At 67.0% G+C, this 17,918-nt stretch carries 15 protein-coding genes; 7 read left to right on the forward strand and 8 right to left on the reverse strand.

Annotated elements, in window-relative coordinates; translation table 11 throughout:
• The first annotated feature begins 124 nt into the window (after nucleotides 1-124).
• Nucleotides 125-946 carry a posphoenolpyruvate synthetase regulatory kinase/phosphorylase PpsR gene (gene ppsR, locus HUK68_RS13860; protein WP_175504697.1) on the forward strand — a complete coding sequence of 274 codons (822 nt, stop codon included), beginning with the start codon at nucleotides 125-127 and terminating at the stop codon, nucleotides 944-946.
• Between the two features lie 158 nt (nucleotides 947-1,104).
• Here ppsR and ahpF read toward each other — a convergent pair whose 3' ends face one another.
• Together ahpF and ahpC are read right to left on the reverse strand one after the other, a co-directional pair.
• A complete protein-coding gene (ahpF, locus tag HUK68_RS13865) occupies nucleotides 1,105-2,661 on the reverse strand; it encodes an alkyl hydroperoxide reductase subunit F (RefSeq protein WP_175504698.1) in 1,557 nt (518 codons plus the stop codon).
• A gap of 95 nt (nucleotides 2,662-2,756) precedes the next feature.
• The gene (gene ahpC, locus HUK68_RS13870; RefSeq protein ID WP_175504699.1) at nucleotides 2,757-3,320 is read right to left on the reverse strand and encodes an alkyl hydroperoxide reductase subunit C; all 564 of its coding nucleotides are present in this window, start codon (nucleotides 3,318-3,320) and stop codon (nucleotides 2,757-2,759) included.
• A 288-nt stretch (nucleotides 3,321-3,608) separates the two neighbouring features.
• Here ahpC and bfr point away from each other — a divergent pair, with 288 nt between their 5' ends.
• Both bfr and HUK68_RS13880 read left to right on the forward strand, forming a co-directional pair.
• Nucleotides 3,609-4,085: a bacterioferritin gene (bfr, locus tag HUK68_RS13875; RefSeq protein WP_175504700.1), complete on the forward strand. Its 477-nt coding sequence runs from the start codon at nucleotides 3,609-3,611 to the stop codon at nucleotides 4,083-4,085.
• A 93-nt stretch (nucleotides 4,086-4,178) separates the two neighbouring features.
• Complete coding sequence (locus HUK68_RS13880; protein ID WP_175504701.1) at nucleotides 4,179-4,451, forward strand: VF530 family protein; 273 nt, start codon at nucleotides 4,179-4,181, stop codon at nucleotides 4,449-4,451.
• Nucleotides 4,452-4,584: 133 nt separating this feature from the next.
• Here the strand turns inward: HUK68_RS13880 and HUK68_RS13885 are convergent, their stop codons facing one another.
• The 3 genes from HUK68_RS13885 to HUK68_RS13895 form a co-directional block, all read right to left on the reverse strand.
• Complete coding sequence (locus HUK68_RS13885; protein ID WP_175504702.1) at nucleotides 4,585-5,541, reverse strand: alpha-E domain-containing protein; 957 nt, start codon at nucleotides 5,539-5,541, stop codon at nucleotides 4,585-4,587.
• The gene (locus HUK68_RS13890; RefSeq protein WP_175504703.1) at nucleotides 5,535-7,013 is read right to left on the reverse strand and encodes a circularly permuted type 2 ATP-grasp protein; all 1,479 of its coding nucleotides are present in this window, start codon (nucleotides 7,011-7,013) and stop codon (nucleotides 5,535-5,537) included. Before HUK68_RS13890 ends, HUK68_RS13885 begins: the two co-directional genes overlap by 7 nt.
• Before the next feature lie 113 nt (nucleotides 7,014-7,126).
• A complete protein-coding gene (locus HUK68_RS13895) occupies nucleotides 7,127-9,637 on the reverse strand; it encodes a DNA internalization-related competence protein ComEC/Rec2 (RefSeq protein WP_175504704.1) in 2,511 nt (836 codons plus the stop codon).
• A 144-nt stretch (nucleotides 9,638-9,781) separates the two neighbouring features.
• On the opposite strand from HUK68_RS13895, the gene HUK68_RS13900 reads away from it, so the two are divergent.
• Nucleotides 9,782-10,240, forward strand: a complete 459-nt coding sequence (locus tag HUK68_RS13900; RefSeq protein ID WP_175504705.1) for a RidA family protein — start codon at nucleotides 9,782-9,784, stop codon at nucleotides 10,238-10,240.
• 222 nt (nucleotides 10,241-10,462) lie between these two features.
• Here HUK68_RS13900 and parC read toward each other — a convergent pair whose 3' ends face one another.
• From parC to HUK68_RS13915, 3 genes are read right to left on the reverse strand one after another with little or no spacing between them, the layout of a single operon-like run.
• Entirely contained in the window at nucleotides 10,463-12,805 is a 2,343-nt protein-coding gene (gene parC, locus HUK68_RS13905) for a DNA topoisomerase IV subunit A (protein ID WP_175504706.1), read from the reverse strand.
• Entirely contained in the window at nucleotides 12,802-13,668 is an 867-nt protein-coding gene (locus HUK68_RS13910; RefSeq protein ID WP_175504707.1) for a lytic transglycosylase domain-containing protein, read from the reverse strand. Before HUK68_RS13910 ends, parC begins: the two co-directional genes overlap by 4 nt.
• A gap of 30 nt (nucleotides 13,669-13,698) precedes the next feature.
• Nucleotides 13,699-15,681 carry a DNA topoisomerase IV subunit B gene (locus HUK68_RS13915; protein ID WP_175504708.1) on the reverse strand — a complete coding sequence of 661 codons (1,983 nt, stop codon included), beginning with the start codon at nucleotides 15,679-15,681 and terminating at the stop codon, nucleotides 13,699-13,701.
• Between the two features lie 179 nt (nucleotides 15,682-15,860).
• Between HUK68_RS13915 and HUK68_RS13920 the strand changes: the two genes are divergently transcribed.
• The 3 genes from HUK68_RS13920 (at nucleotide 15,861) to HUK68_RS13930 (ending at nucleotide 17,901) form a co-directional block, all read left to right on the forward strand.
• Entirely contained in the window at nucleotides 15,861-17,048 is a 1,188-nt protein-coding gene (locus HUK68_RS13920; RefSeq protein ID WP_175504709.1) for an MFS transporter, read from the forward strand.
• Between the two features lie 3 nt (nucleotides 17,049-17,051).
• Nucleotides 17,052-17,204: a hypothetical protein gene (locus HUK68_RS13925; protein WP_175502332.1), complete on the forward strand. Its 153-nt coding sequence runs from the start codon at nucleotides 17,052-17,054 to the stop codon at nucleotides 17,202-17,204.
• A 157-nt stretch (nucleotides 17,205-17,361) separates the two neighbouring features.
• Nucleotides 17,362-17,901, forward strand: coding sequence for a class I SAM-dependent methyltransferase (locus tag HUK68_RS13930; RefSeq protein ID WP_175504710.1), 540 nt, complete (start codon nucleotides 17,362-17,364; stop codon nucleotides 17,899-17,901).
• The last annotated feature ends 17 nt before the right edge of the window (nucleotides 17,902-17,918 follow it).

Genomic DNA, 17,918 nt, shown 5'->3' on the forward strand with positions numbered 1-17,918 from the left:
CTTTGCTCTTGTGCTTGTGGGCCGCCGCCGAGCATGGACGCGAAATTGGGAATAATGGGCGCCATTGTAGGCCCGCGACCCTTGTCCGCGTGCCTGGCTCGTAATTCACTTTTCCCGGAGCACCATGCACACGCGCACCGTATTCCTGATCTCCGACGGCACCGGCATCACCGCCGAAACTTTCGGCAAAGCCCTGATGACCCAGTTCGATGTGGCGGCGCGCTTCGTGCGCATTCCCTTCGTCACGACCGTGGACAAGGCGCACCAGACGGTGCGCCAGATCAACCACACGGGCGAAGTGGAAGGCAAGAAGCCGATCGTGTTCACGACGCTGGTTGACATGGAGATCGTCGATGTCATCCGTGAGAACTGCAAGGGCATGCTGATGGACATGTTCGGCACCTTCGTCAATCCGCTGGAGGAAGAGCTGGGCCTGAAATCGCACCACCGCGTGGGGCGCTTCTCGGACATCAGCCAGAGCAAGGAATACCTTGACCGCATGGAGGCGATCAACTTCAGCCTCGCGCACGACGATGGCCAGACCAACCACGATCTCGCTGGCGCCGATGTGATCCTGGTCGGCGTGAGCCGCAGCGGCAAGACGCCCACCAGCCTCTATCTCGCCATGCAGTTCGGCCTCAAGGTCGGCAACTATCCGCTGATTCCCGAGGATTTCGACCGGCGCCAGCTGCCGCCCGCGCTGCTGCCGGTGCGCAAGAAGCTGTTCGGCCTGTCGATCGACCCGCAGCGCCTGTCCGACATCCGCAACGAGCGCCGTCCCAACTCGCGCTACGCCAGCCTCGAGAACTGCCGCCACGAAGTCGCCGAAGCCGAATCGATGATGCGGCGCACGGGCATCCGCTGGCTGTCGAGCACCAACAAGTCGATCGAGGAGATCGCCACCACGATCCTTCAGGAAGTAAAACCTGAAAGGCTGGGTTACTGATTCCTGCCCATCATCCTTCGACAGGCTCAGGACGAACGGATTTCTGCGCTGGCGATAGAAGGGCCGAGGCTGGGGTATTCCCGTTCGTCCGGATGAACGACCCCGGCAATGGAAAAAGGACTGCCATGGCAGTCCTTTTGCATTTCACCCGCAGTGGATCAATGCCGGATCAGATGGTCGAAGGCCGACAATGCCGCCGTCGCGCCCGCCCCGGCTGCAATCACGATCTGCTTGTAGGGCACATCGGTGCAGTCGCCCGCGGCAAACACGCCCGGCACATTGGTGTGGCCCTTGGCGTCGATGATGATCTCGCCGAAGCGCGTGAGTTCGACCGTGCCCTTGAGCCAGTCGGTGTTGGGCAGCAGGCCGATCTGCACGAAGATGCCATCGAGCGCAATGTCCTGCACGCTGCCCGACACCCGGTCCTTGTAGGTCAGGCCCGTGACCTTCTTGCCGTCGCCGTTGACCTGCGTGGTCTCGGCGTTCACGATCACCGTGACGTTGGGCAGGCTGCGCAGCTTGCGCTGCAGCACCGCATCGGCGCGCAGTTCGGCGCCGAACTCGAGCAGCGTCACATGCTTGACGATGCCGGCCAGGTCGATCGCGGCTTCGACACCCGAGTTGCCGCCGCCGATCACGGCCACGGGCTTGCCCTTGAACAGCGGGCCGTCGCAGTGCGGGCAGTAGGTCACGCCCTTGGTGCGGTAGGTGTCCTCGCCGGGCACGTTCATGTTGCGCCAGCGCGCGCCGGTCGACAGGATCACCGTCTTCGAGCGCAGCGTCGCGCCCGACTCCAGCTCTACGGTCACCAGGCCGCCTTCTTCGCTCGCGGGGATCAGTGCCTTGGCGCGCTGCAGGTTCATGATGTCGACCTCATAGTCGCGCACATGGCGCTCGAGCGCGGCGGCGAACTGCGGGCCTTCGGTCTTCTGCACCGAGATGTAGTTCTCGATGTCGACGGTATCGAGCACCTGGCCGCCCAGGCGTTCCGCCGCAATGCCGGTGCGGATGCCCTTGCGCGCCGCATAGACGGCCGCAGCCGCGCCAGCGGGGCCGCCGCCGACGATCAGCACATCGAACGCATCCTTGGCGCTGATCTTCGCCGCTTCACGCGCCACAGCGCCGCTGTCGACCTTGGCGACGATCTCGGCGAGTTCCATGCGGCCCTGGCCGAAGCGCTCGCCATTGACGAACACCGTGGGCACGCCCATGATCTCGCGGGCCTCGATCTCGCCCTGGAACAGCGCGCCGTCGATGGCGGTGTGGGTGATGTTCGGATTGAGCACGCTCATCAGGTTCAGCGCCTGCACCACGTCGGGGCAGTTGTGGCACGACAGCGAGTAGTAGGTCTCGAAGTTCAGCGGCGTGTCGATGGCCTTGATCTGTTCGATCAGCTCGGCCGATTCCTTGGACGGATGGCCGCCGACCTGCAGCAGCGCCAGCACCAGCGAGGTGAACTCATGGCCCAGCGGCACGCCCGCAAAGCGCACGCCGGAGTTCACGCCCGGGTTCGTGATCAGGAAGGACGGCTTGCGCGCATCGGCGCCGGGGCTTTCGACGACGGTGATCTTGTCGCTGAGCGCCACCAAGTCGGCCAGCAGGGATTTGACTTCGCCAGACGCCTTGGAGTCATCGAGAGAGGCGACGATCTCCAGCGGCTTTTGCACGCGTTCGAGATAGGCCTTGAGTTGGGTCTTGAGTGTGGCGTCGAGCATTTTAGTCAAATCCTATTAAATTATAATTTCGATAGCTATTGATTCAGAGTGTCAAAAAAAGCCCGGATCGCCCCGGGCTTTTCAGAGGCAATCTCTTAGATCTTGCCAACCAGGTCCAGCGAAGGAGCCAGCGTGGCTTCGCCTTCGTGCCACTTGGCGGGGCAGACTTCACCCGGGTGGGCAGCCACGTACTGTGCAGCCTTGACCTTGCGCAGCAGCTCGGTGGCGTCGCGGCCGATGCCTTCGGCGGTGATTTCCACAGCCTGGATCACGCCCTGGGGGTCGATGATGAAGGTACCGCGGTTGGCCAGGCCCTGGTCGGCGCGCAGGATCTCGAAGTTGTTCGAGATGGCCATGGTCGGGTCGCCGATCATGGTGTACTGGATCTTGGCGATGGTTTCCGAAGCGTCGTGCCAGGCCTTGTGCACGAAGTGCGTGTCGGTGGACACGGAGAAGATCTCCACGCCCATCTTCTGGAATTCTGCGTAGTGGTCAGCCACGTCGCCCAGTTCGGTGGGGCAGACGAAGGTGAAGTCGGCGGGGTAGAAGACAAACACGGCCCACTTGCCCAGCACGTCCTTTTCGGTGATGTCGATGAACTTGCCGGCCTTGAAAGCGCTGGCCTTGAAAGGTTTGATTTCGGTATTGATAACGGACATGTTGCTTCCTTATTGAGTGGATCGACTGAACACAGGTATGAAGTTTAAAGCTTCCACAAAATATATCTAATCAATTGACTTTATTATGTCGATTTAATATCTCTATTAAATATCGCATCTCATAGCTCCAGGGTCGAGTAGCGCGGGTTTGGCGTCACAAGGGACTTCCCACAACGCAAACACGAGTCATGCTCAAACGCAGCCATACCGCGATTGCAGGGACAAGCCGTTACAACCACGTGACGAACAGCGACAATCGGTCCATTCACACACGCGAAGGAGTACCCCATGAAAGGCGATCAACAAGCCATTGCCCACCTGCAGGCGCAACTGAAGAATGAGCTCACGGCCATCAACCAGTACTTCCTGCACTACCGCATGTACAAGCACTGGGGCTTCGACAAGCTGGCGAAGAAGGAATATGCGGAGTCGATCGGCGAGATGAAGCACGCCGACTGGCTCATGGACCGCATCTTCACGCTGGACGGCCTGCCCAACCTGCAGGACCTGGGCAAGCTGCAGATCGGCGAAGACGTGCCCGAATGCCTGGCCTGCGACCTGCGCCTGGAACTGGCGGCGCAGCAGACCATCAAGGACGGCATCCACTACTGCGAAAGCATCCGCGACTATGTCTCGCGCGACCTGCTGCAGAAGATTCTCGACGACACCGAGGAGCACATCGACTTCCTCGAGACCCAGCTGGACCTGGTCCAGAAGGTCGGCGTGCAGAATTACCTCCAGTCCCAGATGGGCGAGCTGGAGTAAGGTTCTCCCGGCAGAAATTGAAAGCGGGCTTCAAGGCCCGCTTTTTTTATCCCCTGCGCGCGCTGCGACACTTGCGGCCGATATGCTCGCCCCATGCAGACCCCACCCGAGACGCCCCCCTCCCCCGCCAGGCAAGCCAACAACCCATTGCATGGCATCACGCTCAAAGCCATTGTCGAGGCCTTGCACGCGCACTACGGCTGGGAAGAGCTCGCGCGCCTGGTGCCGATCCGCTGTTTCCAGAGCCAGCCCAGCGTCAACTCCAGCCTGAAGTTCCTGCGCCAGACCCCCTGGGCGCGCGAGAAGGTCGAAAGCCTGTACCTGTTCATGCTGCGCGAGCAGCGGCGAAAAAAAATCACCCCCTGAGCGACTTCGTGGCCGGGCCACCCCGCGCTTCCCCATCTCAACCTTCGGTGGAGGGGGACGGCACCCTCGCTGCGGGGCGGCCCTTGCTCGGCGCCCCCGGCCTGGGCCGCGCCTGCTTCACACGGCGTGACCTTTAGTTCGGCACCAGGAAATCCCGGCTGATATCGGCGCCCAGCGCATTCACGCGTTCGAGGAACTGCGTGAGGTACGCATGCAGCCCGGTGGCGAGGATCTCCTCGATGCGCGCATAGCGCAGGTCGACCAGCAGGCGGCCGGCCTTGCGCTGGGTCTCGCCCGATTGCTCGTTGGCCACCAGCGTCAGGTTCGCCACGACTTCCTGCATGCTGGCGAGCAGCGAGCGCGGCATGTCGGGGCGCAGCATCAGCAGCTCGGCGACGCGCTCGGGCGTGATCACGTCGCGGTAGACCTTGCGGTAGACCTCGAAGGCCGAGACGCTGTGCAGCAGCGTGCTCCAGTGGTAGTAGTCGAAGTGCGCCGCGCCGGCGCCGCGCTCGCTGCCATGGTAGTCGTGCTCGATGGCGTGGAACTTGACGTCCAGCAGGCGTGCGGTGTTGTCGGCGCGCTCCAGCGCCGTGCCCAGGCGCAGGAAGTGATAGGCATCATCCTGCAGCATCGTGCTTTGGGTGACGCCGCGCGCCAGATGCGAGCGGTCCTTGACCCATTCGAAGAACCGCGCCGGGTCGCGTTCGAACGCGCCGCCATCGAGCTGCCGGCCCAGGTCCAGCCAGGTCTGGTTGTGCGTTTCCCAGACTTCAGTGGTCAGCGCGCCGCGCACCGCGCGCGCGTTCTCGCGTGCGGCGCGCAGGCAGCAAAAGATCGAGGCGTTGTTGCGCTCCTCGCGCACCATGAAATGCAGCACCTCATCGCGCGTGATTTCGTCATGCATCTCCAGATAGGCGGGGACCAGCTCGCTGATCGACAGCACGCCCTGCCAGTCCTTTTGCGCCTTGCGCGCGGCCTGCGGCAGCATCGAGGTGTCATAGGTCACGTTCAGCAAGCGCGCGGTGTTGGCCGCGCGTTCGATGTAGCGGGACATCCAGTACAGATGGTCGGCGGTACGGCTCAGCATGCGGCGCTCCCTTCGGCAAAGCCCGTTTCCTCTTCGAGCACCCAGGTGTCCTTGGTACCTCCGCCCTGCGATGAATTGACCACCAGCGATCCTTCCTTGAGGGCCACGCGGGTCAGGCCACCCGCCACCATCTGCACCGACTTGCCGCTGAGCACGAACGGCCGCAGGTCGATGTGGCGCGGCGCAATGCCGCTTTCGACATAGGTCGGGCAGCTCGACAGGCTCAGTGTCGGCTGGGCAATGTAGCCCGCGGGATTCGCCATCAGCACGCGGCGGAAATCCTCGATCTCGGCGCGCGTCGCGGCCGGGCCGATCAGCATGCCGTAGCCGCCGGCGCCATGCACTTCCTTGACCACGAGTTCGTCGAGGTGGTCCAGCACATAGGCCAGGTCATCGCCCTTGCGGCACATCCAGGTCGGCACGTTGGACAGCAGCGGCTGCTCGCCCAGATAGAAGCGGATCATGTCGGGCACATAGGGGTAGACCGACTTGTCATCGGCAATGCCGGTGCCGACCGCGTTGCAGATGGCAACCTTGCCCGCGCGATAGGCGCGCATCAGGCCGGCGCAGCCCAGCGCCGAGTCGGCGCGGAAAACTTCAGGGTCGAGGAAGTCGTCATCGATGCGGCGGTAGATCACGTCGACGCGGCGCAGGCCGTGCGTGGTGCGCATGAACACGGTGTCGTTCTCGACCACCAGGTCCTGCCCTTCGACGAGTTCCACGCCCATCTGCTGGGCCAGGAAGGCATGCTCGAAATAGGCGCTGTTGTGCATGCCGGGCGTGAGCACCACCACCGTCGGCGCGCTCGCGCCGGACGGCGCGACCGCGCGCAGGGTGTCGAGCAGCAGGTCGGGGTAGTGCGCGACCGGTGCCACCGCATGCTGCGCGAACAGCTCGGGGAACAACCGCATCATCATGCGCCGGTTCTCGAGCATGTACGAGACGCCCGACGGCACGCGCAGGTTGTCCTCGAGCACGAAGTATTCGCCCATGCCGTCGGCATTGCCGGCGCGCACGATGTCGATGCCGGCAATCTGCGCATAGATGTCGCCCGGCACCTTGACGCCCACCATCTCCGGGCGGTACTGGGCATTGTCCAGGATCAGGTCCGTGGGCACGATGCCCGCGCGCAGGATGTCCTGGCCGTGGTAGACATCGTGGATGAAGCGGTTGAGGGCCGTGGCGCGCTGCGCCAGGCCGCGCTGCAGGTGGGACCATTCGGCCGCGGGAATGATGCGCGGTATCTGGTCGAACGGGATCAGCCGCTCCTGCCCCGCGCCTTCCTCGTCCTTGGCGCCATAGACGGCAAAGGTGATGCCGACCCGGCGAAAGATCATCTCTGCCTCGGCGCGCCGCGCCTGCATGGTCTCGCCGGGCTGGCGTGAAAGCCAGTCGCGGTAGCTCTTGTAATGCGCGCGCACATCGCTGCCCTCGAAGGGTGTGGCTGCATACATTTCATCAAATCTGTGCATCAACGGTGTCTCCTGCAACCATCCAAGCAAGCCGCGGGCCAGCTGCGGCCCGACGCTTGTCCAAATGTAAGTGTAGCCAGCGCCGGCCAGCCGCCAGGTAGGTCGAAAACGCATTAATCGCGGCGTCCGGCCTGCCAGTAGCGCGGCGCGCGCTCGCGCTCGCACTCCAGGCGCTGCGGCTGCGCCGAGGACCAGCGCGCAGCGCCGCAGGCGGCGCTGGTCACGGGCCGCACGCCGTGGGCCGCGTAGCGCTGCATGACCGGCGCCGCGGGATGGCCGTAGCGGTTGCGGTAGCCGGCCTGCACCAATGCATGGCGTGGCGCGACGGCGGCAATCCATTCGGCGCTCGAAGAAGTCTTGCTGCCATGGTGCGGCACCAGCAGCCAGTCGGCACGCAGATCGGCGCCACCGGCCAGCAGCGCCGCTTCCTGCGCGCGTTCGATGTCTCCGGCCAGCAATGCGGTGGCGCCGTTCGCGGCCTGGATGCGCAGCACGCAGCTGCGGGTATTGGGTGCGTCCTTGGCCGTGCGCCGCCGCCCCTGCGGCACGGCAGCGGTGGCGGGCAGGGGATGCAACACCTCGAAGGCCACGCCATCCCAGGCCCAGCGCTGGCCCGCCACGCAGGGCGCGGCCGAACGCTGCACCGCCAGCGGCCACTCCGGGCTCACCGCGCCGCGCAGCGCGGCCTGCGGCTGCGCCCGCTGCACCGCGGCGGCGCCGCCGACATGGTCGTTGTCGCCATGGCTCAGCATCAGCATGTCGAGGCGCACGCCCGCGGCGCGCAGCAGCGGCAGCAGCACGCGCTGGCCCGCGTCGCTGCCCGGGCCGTGGCGCGGGCCGGTGTCATACAGCAGGCTGTGCGAGCGCGTGCGCACCAGCACGGCGTTGCCCTGGCCCACATCGGGCGCGAGCAGCGTGAAGCTGCCATGGACCGGCCGCGCGGGCTGCCACCAGAGCGCGGGCAGCAGCAGTGGCAGGCCGAGCAAGCGGAGGGACCAGGGCAGGCGCAGCACCAGCCAGACACCGCCGGCGACGGCGGCAAGCCCGGCCCAAAGCGGCGCCGCGGGCAGGAACAGCTGCGCCGCCGGCGCCTGCGCCAACCCTGCCAGGGCGGCGTTCAACGGCATCACGCTGACCGTGGCCAGATGCCACAGCGGCGCCCAGCACATGCCGGCCAGCGCCAGCGGCGTGACCACCAGCGTGACCCAGGGAATCGCCAGCAGGTTGGCCAGCATGCCCACCAGCGAGATCTGGCCGAACAGCAGCAGGCCCAGCGGCGTGAGCGCCAGTGTGACCACGGCCTGGGTGCGCAGCAGCGCCAGCGCGTGTCCGCCCAGGCCCGCAGCCGCAGGAGGGTCGCGCGCCGACGCTGCGAACAGCACGCCCACGGCGACGAAACTCAGCCAGAAGCCGGCCTGCCACAGCGCCCAGGGATCGGCCAGCACCACGGCGGCCAGTGCCAGCAGCCAGACCTGGTGCCAGGGCCAGCGCACGCCCGACAGCCGCAGCGCAGCCACGACGGCCAGCATGGCCACCGTGCGCTGCGCGGGCAGGCCCCAGCCGCTGAGCAGCGCATAGCCCAGCGCCAGCAGCACGCCGCCGGCCAGCGCGGCGCAAGGCGCGGGCAGCCACAGGCACAGCCGGGCCGAGCGCCGCCAGGCGCGGCCCAGCAGCGCCGCCGCGAGCCACGCAAACAGCGTGATGTGCAGCCCCGAAATGCTCATCAGATGGGCGACGCCCGTGGCGCGGAACAGCTCCCAGTCGCGCGGCGCGATCGCGCCCTGGTCGCCGATGACCAGCGCCGCCACGACGCCACGCGCACGCTGCCAGGTCTCGGGCGCCACGGTCCCCGGCCATGCGGCGCGCAAACCCGCGGGCATCGCCTGCCCGGCCACGATGGCATCGCGCAGGCGCTGGCGCAGCAGCGCCACGGGGTGGCGCCAGGTCTGCCCCAGCGGCTGCGGCGCGGCGTGCGCCGTGCCAAGGCGCACGTAGCCCGTGGCCTGCACGCCCTGCTCCCAGAGCCACAGTTCCTGGTCGAAGGCCTGCGGATTGCGCAGCCCGTGCGGCGCCTTGAGGCGTACCGTGAGGGACCAGCGCTCGCCGGCCGCCAGCAGCAGCGGCGTGCCGCCGCGCTGCAGGGCGGGCACGCTGAGCTCGACCAGCGGCGGCAGGCGCACCGGCGCGCGCGCGCCGCCTGCGTCGGCAATGGCATGTTGCGCATGCTCGACCGCAAAGCGAAAGCGCAGGCCCCAGGGCGCGGGCTCGGGCATGGCCGCGACGATGCCAGTCACGCGCAGGTCCCGGCCTTGCAGTGCGGCATCCAGCGCCTGCGCCTGGAAAGCCAGCGCGCGCGCACCGCAACCCGCGGCCATCGCACCGCCGGCCGCCAGCGCGCAAAGCATCCACCCCAGCCAACCGCGCTGCCGGCGGGCGCGCCATGCCGCGCCAGCCAGCACCACGCTGACCAACAGCAATGCACCATAGGCCTGCGCCTGCCAAAGCGCCGGCTGCATGACCTGCCAGGCCGCGCCCGCGACGATGCCCATGAGCACGGCCTGGAATACCGACCACGGCCGCAGCGGCCGGATGCGCAGGGGCAGAGGGCGGAGCGTGGCGCTCATGCCGCAGATGCTAGCCAGCGCCATCCAGGCGCGCCAGCCGCGCCCAGATCCTGCCCATGCCCGCAGCAATGGCTCTGCACCGCAAGGCCTTGTGTCACACTGCCGCGAAACCTATTTCCCTGAAATCTTGCAAAGGAAACCGTGATGAGCGTTTATGACAAGCTGAAAGCACTGCAGATCGAACTGCCCGCGCTGGCCGTGCCCGCGGCCGCCTACCTGCCCTACGTGCAAAGCGGTTCGCTGGTGTTTCTCAGCGGCCATATCGCCAAGAAGGACGGCAAGGTCTGGGCCGGCCAACTGGGCCGCAATGTCACGACCGAAGAAGGCCAGGCCGCCGCGCGCGCCGTGGCCATCGACCTGCTGGGCACGCTGCAGCACGCGGCCGGCGGCGACCTCAACCGCGTGCAGCGCATCGTCAAGGTGATGAGCCTGGTCAACTCCACCGGCGACTACACCGAGCAGCACCTGGTCACCAATGGCTGCAGCGAACTGCTGGGCGAGATCTTCGGCGCGAGGGGCCAGCATGCGCGCAGCGCGTTTGGCGTGGCGCAAATCCCCATGGGCGCCTGCGTGGAAATCGAGTTGATCGCCGAACTGGCCTGAACTCAGCAATTCCCGCGGCTGACAGTTTCTTTGTCAGCACTTGCATCGCTCACAGCCTTTGAAACCGGCGTGTCCCAGCAAGGGGGCAGCGAGGAAGGGCCGCCCCTAGGCGGGCCCCCCGCACCGAGGCTGCCGTCCCTAGCCGGGCGCCCCCCTCCACCGAAGGTTGAGAGGGGAAGCCGGGGCCCGCCCAGGGCGGAAGCGGCTCAGGGGGTGCTTTGATTACTCCACGCGCGTGATGCGGGAAGGCTTGAAGCCCAGGTCGGCAGCCTTGCCCTTGGCGCCGCGCTTGCCGCGCGCGTTGTTGAGGCTGCGGATCTCCAGCGTCTCTTCACGCGCCTTGCCGCCGCGACCCGTGCCTTCGAGGCGGATGCTGCGCGTGTAGGCGGCTGCGCCGGCCAGGGTATCGCCGGCTTCGAGCGCCAGCAGCATCAGGCCGCGCGCGGCGCTGGTCATGGTCTTGAGCTCGCCGATCTCGAAGGTCAGGATGCGGCCGCCGACCGAGCCCACGGCCACATGGGTCGCGGGCGCGAGCGCCACGCTGCCCGAGGCGCCGCTGGCATGCGAGGGCGCGCACAGCGTCTCGCCTTCGGCCAGGTTGACGAAGGCCTTGCCGCTCTTGTTGCGCGAGACCAGGCTGTCGACATTCGCCAGGAAGCCGTAGCCACCCGAGCTGGCCAGCAGCAGCTGGGCCGAACCCGGACCGGCAAAGTAGTACTGCAGGCGCGTGCCGCTTTCCAGTTCCACCAGCGTGGTCACGGGCTGGCCGTCGCCACGGCCGCCGGGCAGCTGCGCCACCGGCACGGAATAGACCCGGCCGTTGCTGCCGAACGCCAGCAACTGGTCGACGGTGCGGCACTCGAAGGTGCCGTACAGCGCATCGCCGGCCTTGAAGGTGAAGCTCGCGGCTTCATGGCCATGGCCCTGGCGCGCGCGCACCCAGCCCTTTTCCGACACCACCACGGTGACCGGCTCGTCGGCGACCTTGACCTCGGCCACGGCCTTCTTCTCTTCCTGGATCAGCGTGCGGCGCGCATCGGCGAACTGCTTGGCGTCGGCCTCGATCTCCTTGATCATCAGCCGGCGCAGCGTGGCCGGGTTGCCCAGGATGTCCTCGAGCTTGGCCTGGTTCTCGCGCAGCGTCTTGAGCTCCTGCTCGATCTTGATGGCCTCGAGGCGCGCGAGCTGGCGCAGGCGGATTTCGAGGATGTCCTCGGCCTGGCGTTCGGACAGCGCGAAGCGCTCGATCAGCGCGGCCTTGGGCTCGTCGCTCTCGCGGATGATGGCAATCACCTCGTCGATGTTGAGCAGCACGATCTGCCGGCCTTCGAGGATGTGCGCGCGGTCGAGCACCTTGGCCAGGCGGTGCTGCGAGCGCCGCGTGATCGTCGACTGGCGGAACTCGATCCACTCCTGCAGCATCTGCAGCAGCGATTTCTGCACCGGCTTGCCGTCCAGGCCGATCATCGTCAGGTTGATCGAGCTCGAGGTCTCGAGGCTGGTGTGCGCGAGCAGCATGTGGGCCAGGTCGGACTGGCGCACCTTGGAGCTCTTGGGCTCGATGACCAGGCGCACCGGCGCATCCTTGCTGGACTCGTCGCGCACGCCGTCGAGCACCGCCAGCAGGTTGATCTTGAGCTGCTGCTGGTCCTGGCTCAGCGCCTTCTTGCCGGCCTTGATCTTGGGGTTGGACAACTCCTCGATTTCCTCGAGCACCTTCTGCGCCGACACGCCGGGCGGCAGCTCGGTCACGACCATCTGCCACTGGCCGCGCGCCAGCTCCTCGATCTTCCAGCGCGCGCGCACCTTGAGGCTGCCGCGGCCGCTGCGGTAGGCATCGGCGATGTCCGACGGGCTGCTGATGATCTGCCCGCCGCCGGGATAGTCGGGCCCCGGAATGTGCAGCGCGAGATCGGCCGCGCTCATGTTGGGCTTCTTGATCAGCGCCACGCAGGCATCGGCCACCTCGCGCAGGTTGTGGCTCGGGATTTCGGTGGCCAGGCCCACGGCAATGCCGCTGGCGCCATTGAGCAGGCTGAACGGCAGGCGCGCCGGCAACTGGCGCGGCTCCTGCGTCGAGCCGTCGTAATTGGGCACGAAGTCCACCGTGCCCTCGTCGATCTCGTCGAGCAGCAGGCCGCAGATCTTCGACAGCCGGGCTTCGGTGTAGCGCATCGCTGCGGCGCCGTCGCCGTCGCGGCTGCCGAAGTTGCCCTGGCCGTCGACCAGCGGATAGCGCTGCGCGAAGTCCTGCGCCATGCGCACCAGCGCGTCATAGGCCGACTGGTCGCCATGCGGGTGGAAGCGGCCGAGCACATCGCCGACCACGCGCGCGCTCTTGACCGGGCGCGGCACGGTATTGCCCGAATGGCTCAGGCCCATGCGGTCCATCGCGTAGAGAATGCGCCGCTGCACGGGCTTGAGACCGTCGCACACGTCGGGCAGGGCTCTGCCCTTGACGACCGACAGCGCGTACTCGAGGTAGGCGCGCTGGGCATAGGTTCCGAGGTCCAGTGCATCGCCATTGGATTGCACTGCCAGGTCCAGGGTATCTTGATCGCTCATTGTTCTCGTTTCTCGTCGAAAGTCGCGCCGGCGCTGCCCGGGGGCAGCGTCATGCGGATGCGTGGGGACCGATCATCGGGCACGCCGGCGGCGCGGCGCACTGCGGCGGCCGGCGTGGCGACGCCCGGCGTAGCGACGCCCGGTGCCAGCGGCTGGAGCTGGCGGTACAGCGCCAGCACGGTCTTCACATAGTTTTGGGTTTCCCGGAACGGCGGGATCTTGAGTCCCGCGCGGCGCACCGCGCCTTCGCCCGCGTTGTAGGCGGCCAGCGCCAGCTCCAGCCGGCCGTCGAACAGATCGAGCAGATGGCGCAGGTAGCGCGCGCCCGCGGGCACGTTGACGGCCGGATCATGCAGCTGCTGCGCCAGGCTGCGCGCCGCGGTGGCGGCCACGCCGAAGCGTTCGGCCGTGGCCGGCATCAGCTGCATCAGCCCGAGCGCGCCCTTGGGCGAGACCGCCTGCGCATCGAAACCCGATTCGGTGGCGATCACTGCCTTGAGCAGCGCATAGTCGACGCCGCTGCGCTCCGCCGCGCGCCGCAGGTGCGGGCGCACGCTCTTGTAGGCCGGCAGGATGTCGAAATACGACTGCACGCGCGAGCGCGCTGCCAACTCGGTATCAGGATCCATCGGCGCCGCGGCCATGTCGCGCTCCGAGTCGAAGCGCGGGCCGCGAAAGAACAGCGCATAGCGCTCATCGAGCTGCTCGGCGGCAAAGTGCGTGACGCCGCGCGCATCGACAAAGGCCCACAGGTCGGCGCGCGCCGTGCCCGCTGCCAGCCCCAGGCACAGCAGTGCCGCCGCCAGCAGGCGCGGGCCGAAGCGGCGCTGCGGCAATGCCAGGGAGGGGGCGGGGCAGGACATGGTGCAGGCTTGGGTTGCGGCAGCCGTGGCTCAGATGTCGACTTCCACGGCGTCGCCATGCAGTTCCATGAGCTCGCGCCGGGCCGCGGCCTCGCCCTTGCCCATGAGCTTGGTGATCACGCCTTCGGCGCCCGCGAAATCGAGGTTCAGCAGCTGCACCGGCAGCAGGCGGCGCGTGTCGGGGTTGAGCGTGGTGTCCCAGAGCTGCTCGGCGTTCATCTCGCCCAGGCCCTTGAAACGGCTGACCTGGCACTTCTCGCGCGCCACGCCGTCCTTGGCGCACTTGTCGAGAATCGCCGCCAGTTCGTTGTCGTCGAGCGCATAGACCTTGGCCGCGGGCTTCTTGGCGCGCGCCGGTATGTCGACGCGGTACAGCGGCGGCAGCGCCACATGGATATGTCCGGCCTCGACCAGCTTGGGGAAATGGCGGAAGAACAGCGTCAGCAGCAGCACCTGGATGTGCGAGCCGTCGACGTCGGCATCGGACAGGATGCAGACCTTGCCATAGCGCAGGCCCGACAGGTCGGGCGCGTCGTTCGGCCCGTGCGGATCAACGCCGATCGCCACCGAAATGTCGTGGATTTCATTGTTGGCGAACAGCCGGTCGCGGTCGACTTCCCAGGTGTTGAGCACCTTGCCGCGCAGCGGCAGCACGGCCTGGGTTTCCTTGTCGCGGCCCATCTTGGCGCTGCCGCCGGCCGAGTCGCCCTCGACCAGGAACACCTCGTTGTGCGCGGTATCGCGGCTTTCGCAGTCGGTGAGCTTGCCCGGCAGCACGGCCACGCCCGAGCCCTTGCGCTTTTCCACCTTCTGGCCCGCCTTCTGCCGGCTTTGCGCGGCCTTGATGGCCAGTTCGGCGAGCTTCTTGCCCCATTCGACATGCTGGTTGAGCCAGAGCTCGAGAATCGGCCGCACGAAGCCCGAGACCAGGCGCACGGCATCGCGCGAGTTCAGCCGCTCCTTGATCTGGCCCTGGAACTGCGGATCGAGCACCTTGGCGTTGAGCACATAGCTGGCGCGCGCGAACACGTCGTCGGGCATCAGCTTCACGCCCTTGGGCAGCAGCGAATGCAGCTCGATGAAGCTCTTGACCGCCTGGAACAAGCCATCGCGCAGGCCGCTCTCATGCGTGCCGCCGGCGGTCGTGGGAATCAGGTTGACATAGCTCTCGCGCACCGCCGCGCCGTCTTCGGTGAAGGCCACGCACCAGGCCGCGCCCTCGCCCTCGGCGAAGCTGTCGTTGTGGCGGTCGGCAAAGCCCTCGCCCTCGAACATGGGGATGGCCGGCTCGCCATGCAGGTTCTGCTGCAGATAGTCGCGCAGGCCGCCCTTGTATTGCCAGGTCTGGGTTTCGCGCGTCTTCTCGTTGACCAGCGTCACCGTGACGCCGGGCATCAGCACGGCCTTGCTGCGCAGCAGGTGGACCAGCTCGCCCATGGGCAATTGCGCGGTCTCGAAATACTTCGCATCGGGCCACACGCGTACCGTGGTGCCGCGCTTGCGCTCGCCACTGGCGAGCGGCTGGACCTGCAGCGGCTCGGCCACGTCGCCGCCGGCAAACACCAGGCGCGCGCTGTTGCCGTCGCGGTAGCTCGTGACTTCCATGCGCGTGGACAGCGCATTCGTCACCGAGACGCCCACGCCATGCAGGCCGCCGGAGAAGCTGTAGGCGCCGCCCTGGCCCTTGTCGAACTTGCCGCCCGCATGCAGGCGCGTGAACACCAGCTCGATCACCGGAGCGTTTTCTTCGGGATGCATGCCATAGGGAATGCCGCGGCCGTCATCCTCCACGCTGACCGAATGGTCGGCATGCAGGGTGAGCTTGATTTTCTTGCCGTAGCCGGCCAGCGCTTCGTCGGCCGCGTTGTCCACCACTTCCTGCAGGATGTGCAGAGGGTTGTCGGTACGCGTATACATGCCCGGCCGCTGCTTGACGGGCTCGAGGCCCTTGAGCACGCGGATCGAGCCTTCGGAGTAAGCACTCGTGGAGGAGGATGAAGGTTTAGCTGCCATGGGCTGGGATTGTAGTGCGGCGCGGCGGCGAAAGCTGTATGGACACACAGCATGGCCTCGCAAGCCTTGCAGGATCGACGGCAACAGCAACCCTGGAGGTCGCGCAGTTGCCAGCAGCCTGGGGTCAATTTGGCTACAGTCGCGTCATCATGCAACAAACATTATCAAAACCAATTTCCATGATGCAGGTGCTGCTGTGCGGGGGCGCAGTGGTCACGCTGTCGATGGGCATACGCCATGGCTTCGGGCTGTGGCTGCAGCCGATCACGCAGGAGATGGGCTGGAGCCGTGAGTCCTTTGCGATGGCCATTGCCATCCAGAACATTGCCTGGGGCATCATGGGCATCTTTGCCGGCATGGTGGCCGACCGCTTTGGCGCGTTCCGCGTGCTGCTGGCCGGCGCCGCGGCCTATGCGCTGGGGCTGGCCGGCATGGCGCTATCGAGCACGCCGCTGTGGTTTGCGCTCACGGCGGGCCTGCTGATCGGCGTGGCCCAGGCTGGCACGACCTACGCCGTGGTGTTCGGCGTGCTGGGCCGGCAGATTCCCGCCGCCCGGCGCTCCTGGGCCATGGGCGTGATCGCGGCCACGGGCTCGTTTGGCCAGTTCTTCATGGTGCCGGTCGAGGGTGCGCTGATCGCGCAGATCGGCTGGTCGAATGCGCTGCTGGTGCTCGCCATGCTGGTGCTGATCATCGTGCCGCTGGCCTTCGGCCTGCGCGAGCCCGGCCTTGCCGGCCGCAGCAGCGCGCCGCGCGAGCAAAGCGTGGCGCAGGCCGTGACCGAGGCCTTCCGCACGCCCAGCTTCCTGCTGCTGACCGCGGGCTACTTCGTCTGCGGCTTCCAGGTGATGTTCATCGGCGTGCACATGCCCAGCTACCTCAAGGACTACGGCCTGGCGCCGCATGTCGCGAGCTATTCGCTGGCGCTGGTCGGCCTGTTCAACATCTTCGGCACCTACCTGGCCGGCAACCTGGGCCAGCATTTCCCCAAGCGCTATCTGCTGGCGGGCATCTATCTCGCGCGCTCGGTGGTGACGGTGGCCTTCCTGCTGGTGCCGCTGTCGCCCTGGTCGGTGTACGCGTTCTCGGCGGCCATGGGTTTCCTGTGGCTGTCGACGGTGCCGCTGACCAATGCCACGGTGGCGCAGATCTTCGGCGTGCAGCATCTGTCGATGCTCGGCGGCTTCGTGTTCTTCAGCCACCAGGTCGGCAGCTTCCTTGGCGTGTGGCTGGGCGGCTATCTCTATGACCGCAGCGGCAGCTACGACATCGTCTGGTACCTGTCGATCGCGCTGGGCATCTTTGCCGCGCTGATCAACCTGCCGGTGCGCGAGGCGGCGCTGCAGCGCCGCCCGCTGGCGGCCTGAGCCATGGCCGCGCAGCAAGCACTGCCTCTGCGGCGCCGCGGCTTGCGCGTGCTGGGCGGCGTGCTGATCGCGCTGGTGCTGGCGGCGGTGTTTGGTCTTTACACCGACCCGGACTTCATGATTTTGATGGCCGACCAGGTCTGGGCGTGTTTTTAAAGCACCCCCTGAGCGCCTTCGGCGCTTCCCCCTCTCAACCTTCGGTGGAGGGGGACGGCAGCCTCGCTGCGGGGCGGCCCTTGCTCGCTGCCCCCTTGCTGGGTCGCGCCAGTTTCCAAGAAAGCGGATATTGCAGGCGTGCGGGAAAATCCCCGTTATGACGCACACGCCTTTTCACGCTTCGCCCTGGATCCAGCGTTTCAGCCATCTCGTGCCCGCAGGCGGCACGGTGCTCGACGTCGCCTGCGGCCAGGGCCGGCATGTGCACTGGTTCGCGCAGCGCGGCCATCCCTGCGTGGGCATCGACCGCTCGGCCGACGCGCTGGCCGCGCTGCCGGCATCGGCGCAGCGCGTCTGCGCGGATATCGAAGGCGGCGCCTGGCCGCTGCCGGGCACGCAGTTTGCCGCCGTCGTGGTCACCAACTATCTCTGGCGCGCGCTGCTGCCCACGCTGGTGGCCAGCGTCGCGCCCGGCGGCGTGCTGCTGTACGAGACCTTTGCCGATGGCAATGCACGTTTTGGCAAGCCCTCGCGCCCCGACTTCCTGCTGCAGCCCGGCGAGCTGCTGCGCGCCTGCGCCGGCGAGTTGCAGGTCGTGGCCTATGAAGACGGCTTCCTCGACGGCCCGCCGCGCTGCGTGCAGCGCATTGCCGCGCGGCGCCCCGCCCCCGGCGCCGGCGTGCCGGCAGCGCTGTGAGCCGGCACTTTTTGCAT

Origin of the sequence: Comamonas antarctica, from assembly GCF_013363755.1 — a bacterium.
In the GTDB taxonomy this organism is placed as follows: domain Bacteria; phylum Pseudomonadota; class Gammaproteobacteria; order Burkholderiales; family Burkholderiaceae_C; genus Comamonas; species Comamonas antarctica.

Coding starts and splice junctions, on each gene's coding strand:
- ppsR (WP_175504697.1), top strand. CDS start 125: ATGCACACGCGCACCGTATTCCTGATCTCCGACGGCACCGGCATCACC.
- ahpF (WP_175504698.1), bottom strand. CDS start 2,661: ATGCTCGACGCCACACTCAAGACCCAACTCAAGGCCTATCTCGAACGC.
- ahpC (WP_175504699.1), bottom strand. CDS start 3,320: ATGTCCGTTATCAATACCGAAATCAAACCTTTCAAGGCCAGCGCTTTC.
- bfr (WP_175504700.1), top strand. CDS start 3,609: ATGAAAGGCGATCAACAAGCCATTGCCCACCTGCAGGCGCAACTGAAG.
- HUK68_RS13880 (WP_175504701.1), top strand. CDS start 4,179: ATGCAGACCCCACCCGAGACGCCCCCCTCCCCCGCCAGGCAAGCCAAC.
- HUK68_RS13885 (WP_175504702.1), bottom strand. CDS start 5,541: ATGCTGAGCCGTACCGCCGACCATCTGTACTGGATGTCCCGCTACATC.
- HUK68_RS13890 (WP_175504703.1), bottom strand. CDS start 7,013: ATGCACAGATTTGATGAAATGTATGCAGCCACACCCTTCGAGGGCAGC.
- HUK68_RS13895 (WP_175504704.1), bottom strand. CDS start 9,637: ATGAGCGCCACGCTCCGCCCTCTGCCCCTGCGCATCCGGCCGCTGCGG.
- HUK68_RS13900 (WP_175504705.1), top strand. CDS start 9,782: ATGAGCGTTTATGACAAGCTGAAAGCACTGCAGATCGAACTGCCCGCG.
- parC (WP_175504706.1), bottom strand. CDS start 12,805: ATGAGCGATCAAGATACCCTGGACCTGGCAGTGCAATCCAATGGCGAT.
- HUK68_RS13910 (WP_175504707.1), bottom strand. CDS start 13,668: ATGTCCTGCCCCGCCCCCTCCCTGGCATTGCCGCAGCGCCGCTTCGGC.
- HUK68_RS13915 (WP_175504708.1), bottom strand. CDS start 15,681: ATGGCAGCTAAACCTTCATCCTCCTCCACGAGTGCTTACTCCGAAGGC.
- HUK68_RS13920 (WP_175504709.1), top strand. CDS start 15,861: ATGATGCAGGTGCTGCTGTGCGGGGGCGCAGTGGTCACGCTGTCGATG.
- HUK68_RS13925 (WP_175502332.1), top strand. CDS start 17,052: ATGGCCGCGCAGCAAGCACTGCCTCTGCGGCGCCGCGGCTTGCGCGTG.
- HUK68_RS13930 (WP_175504710.1), top strand. CDS start 17,362: ATGACGCACACGCCTTTTCACGCTTCGCCCTGGATCCAGCGTTTCAGC.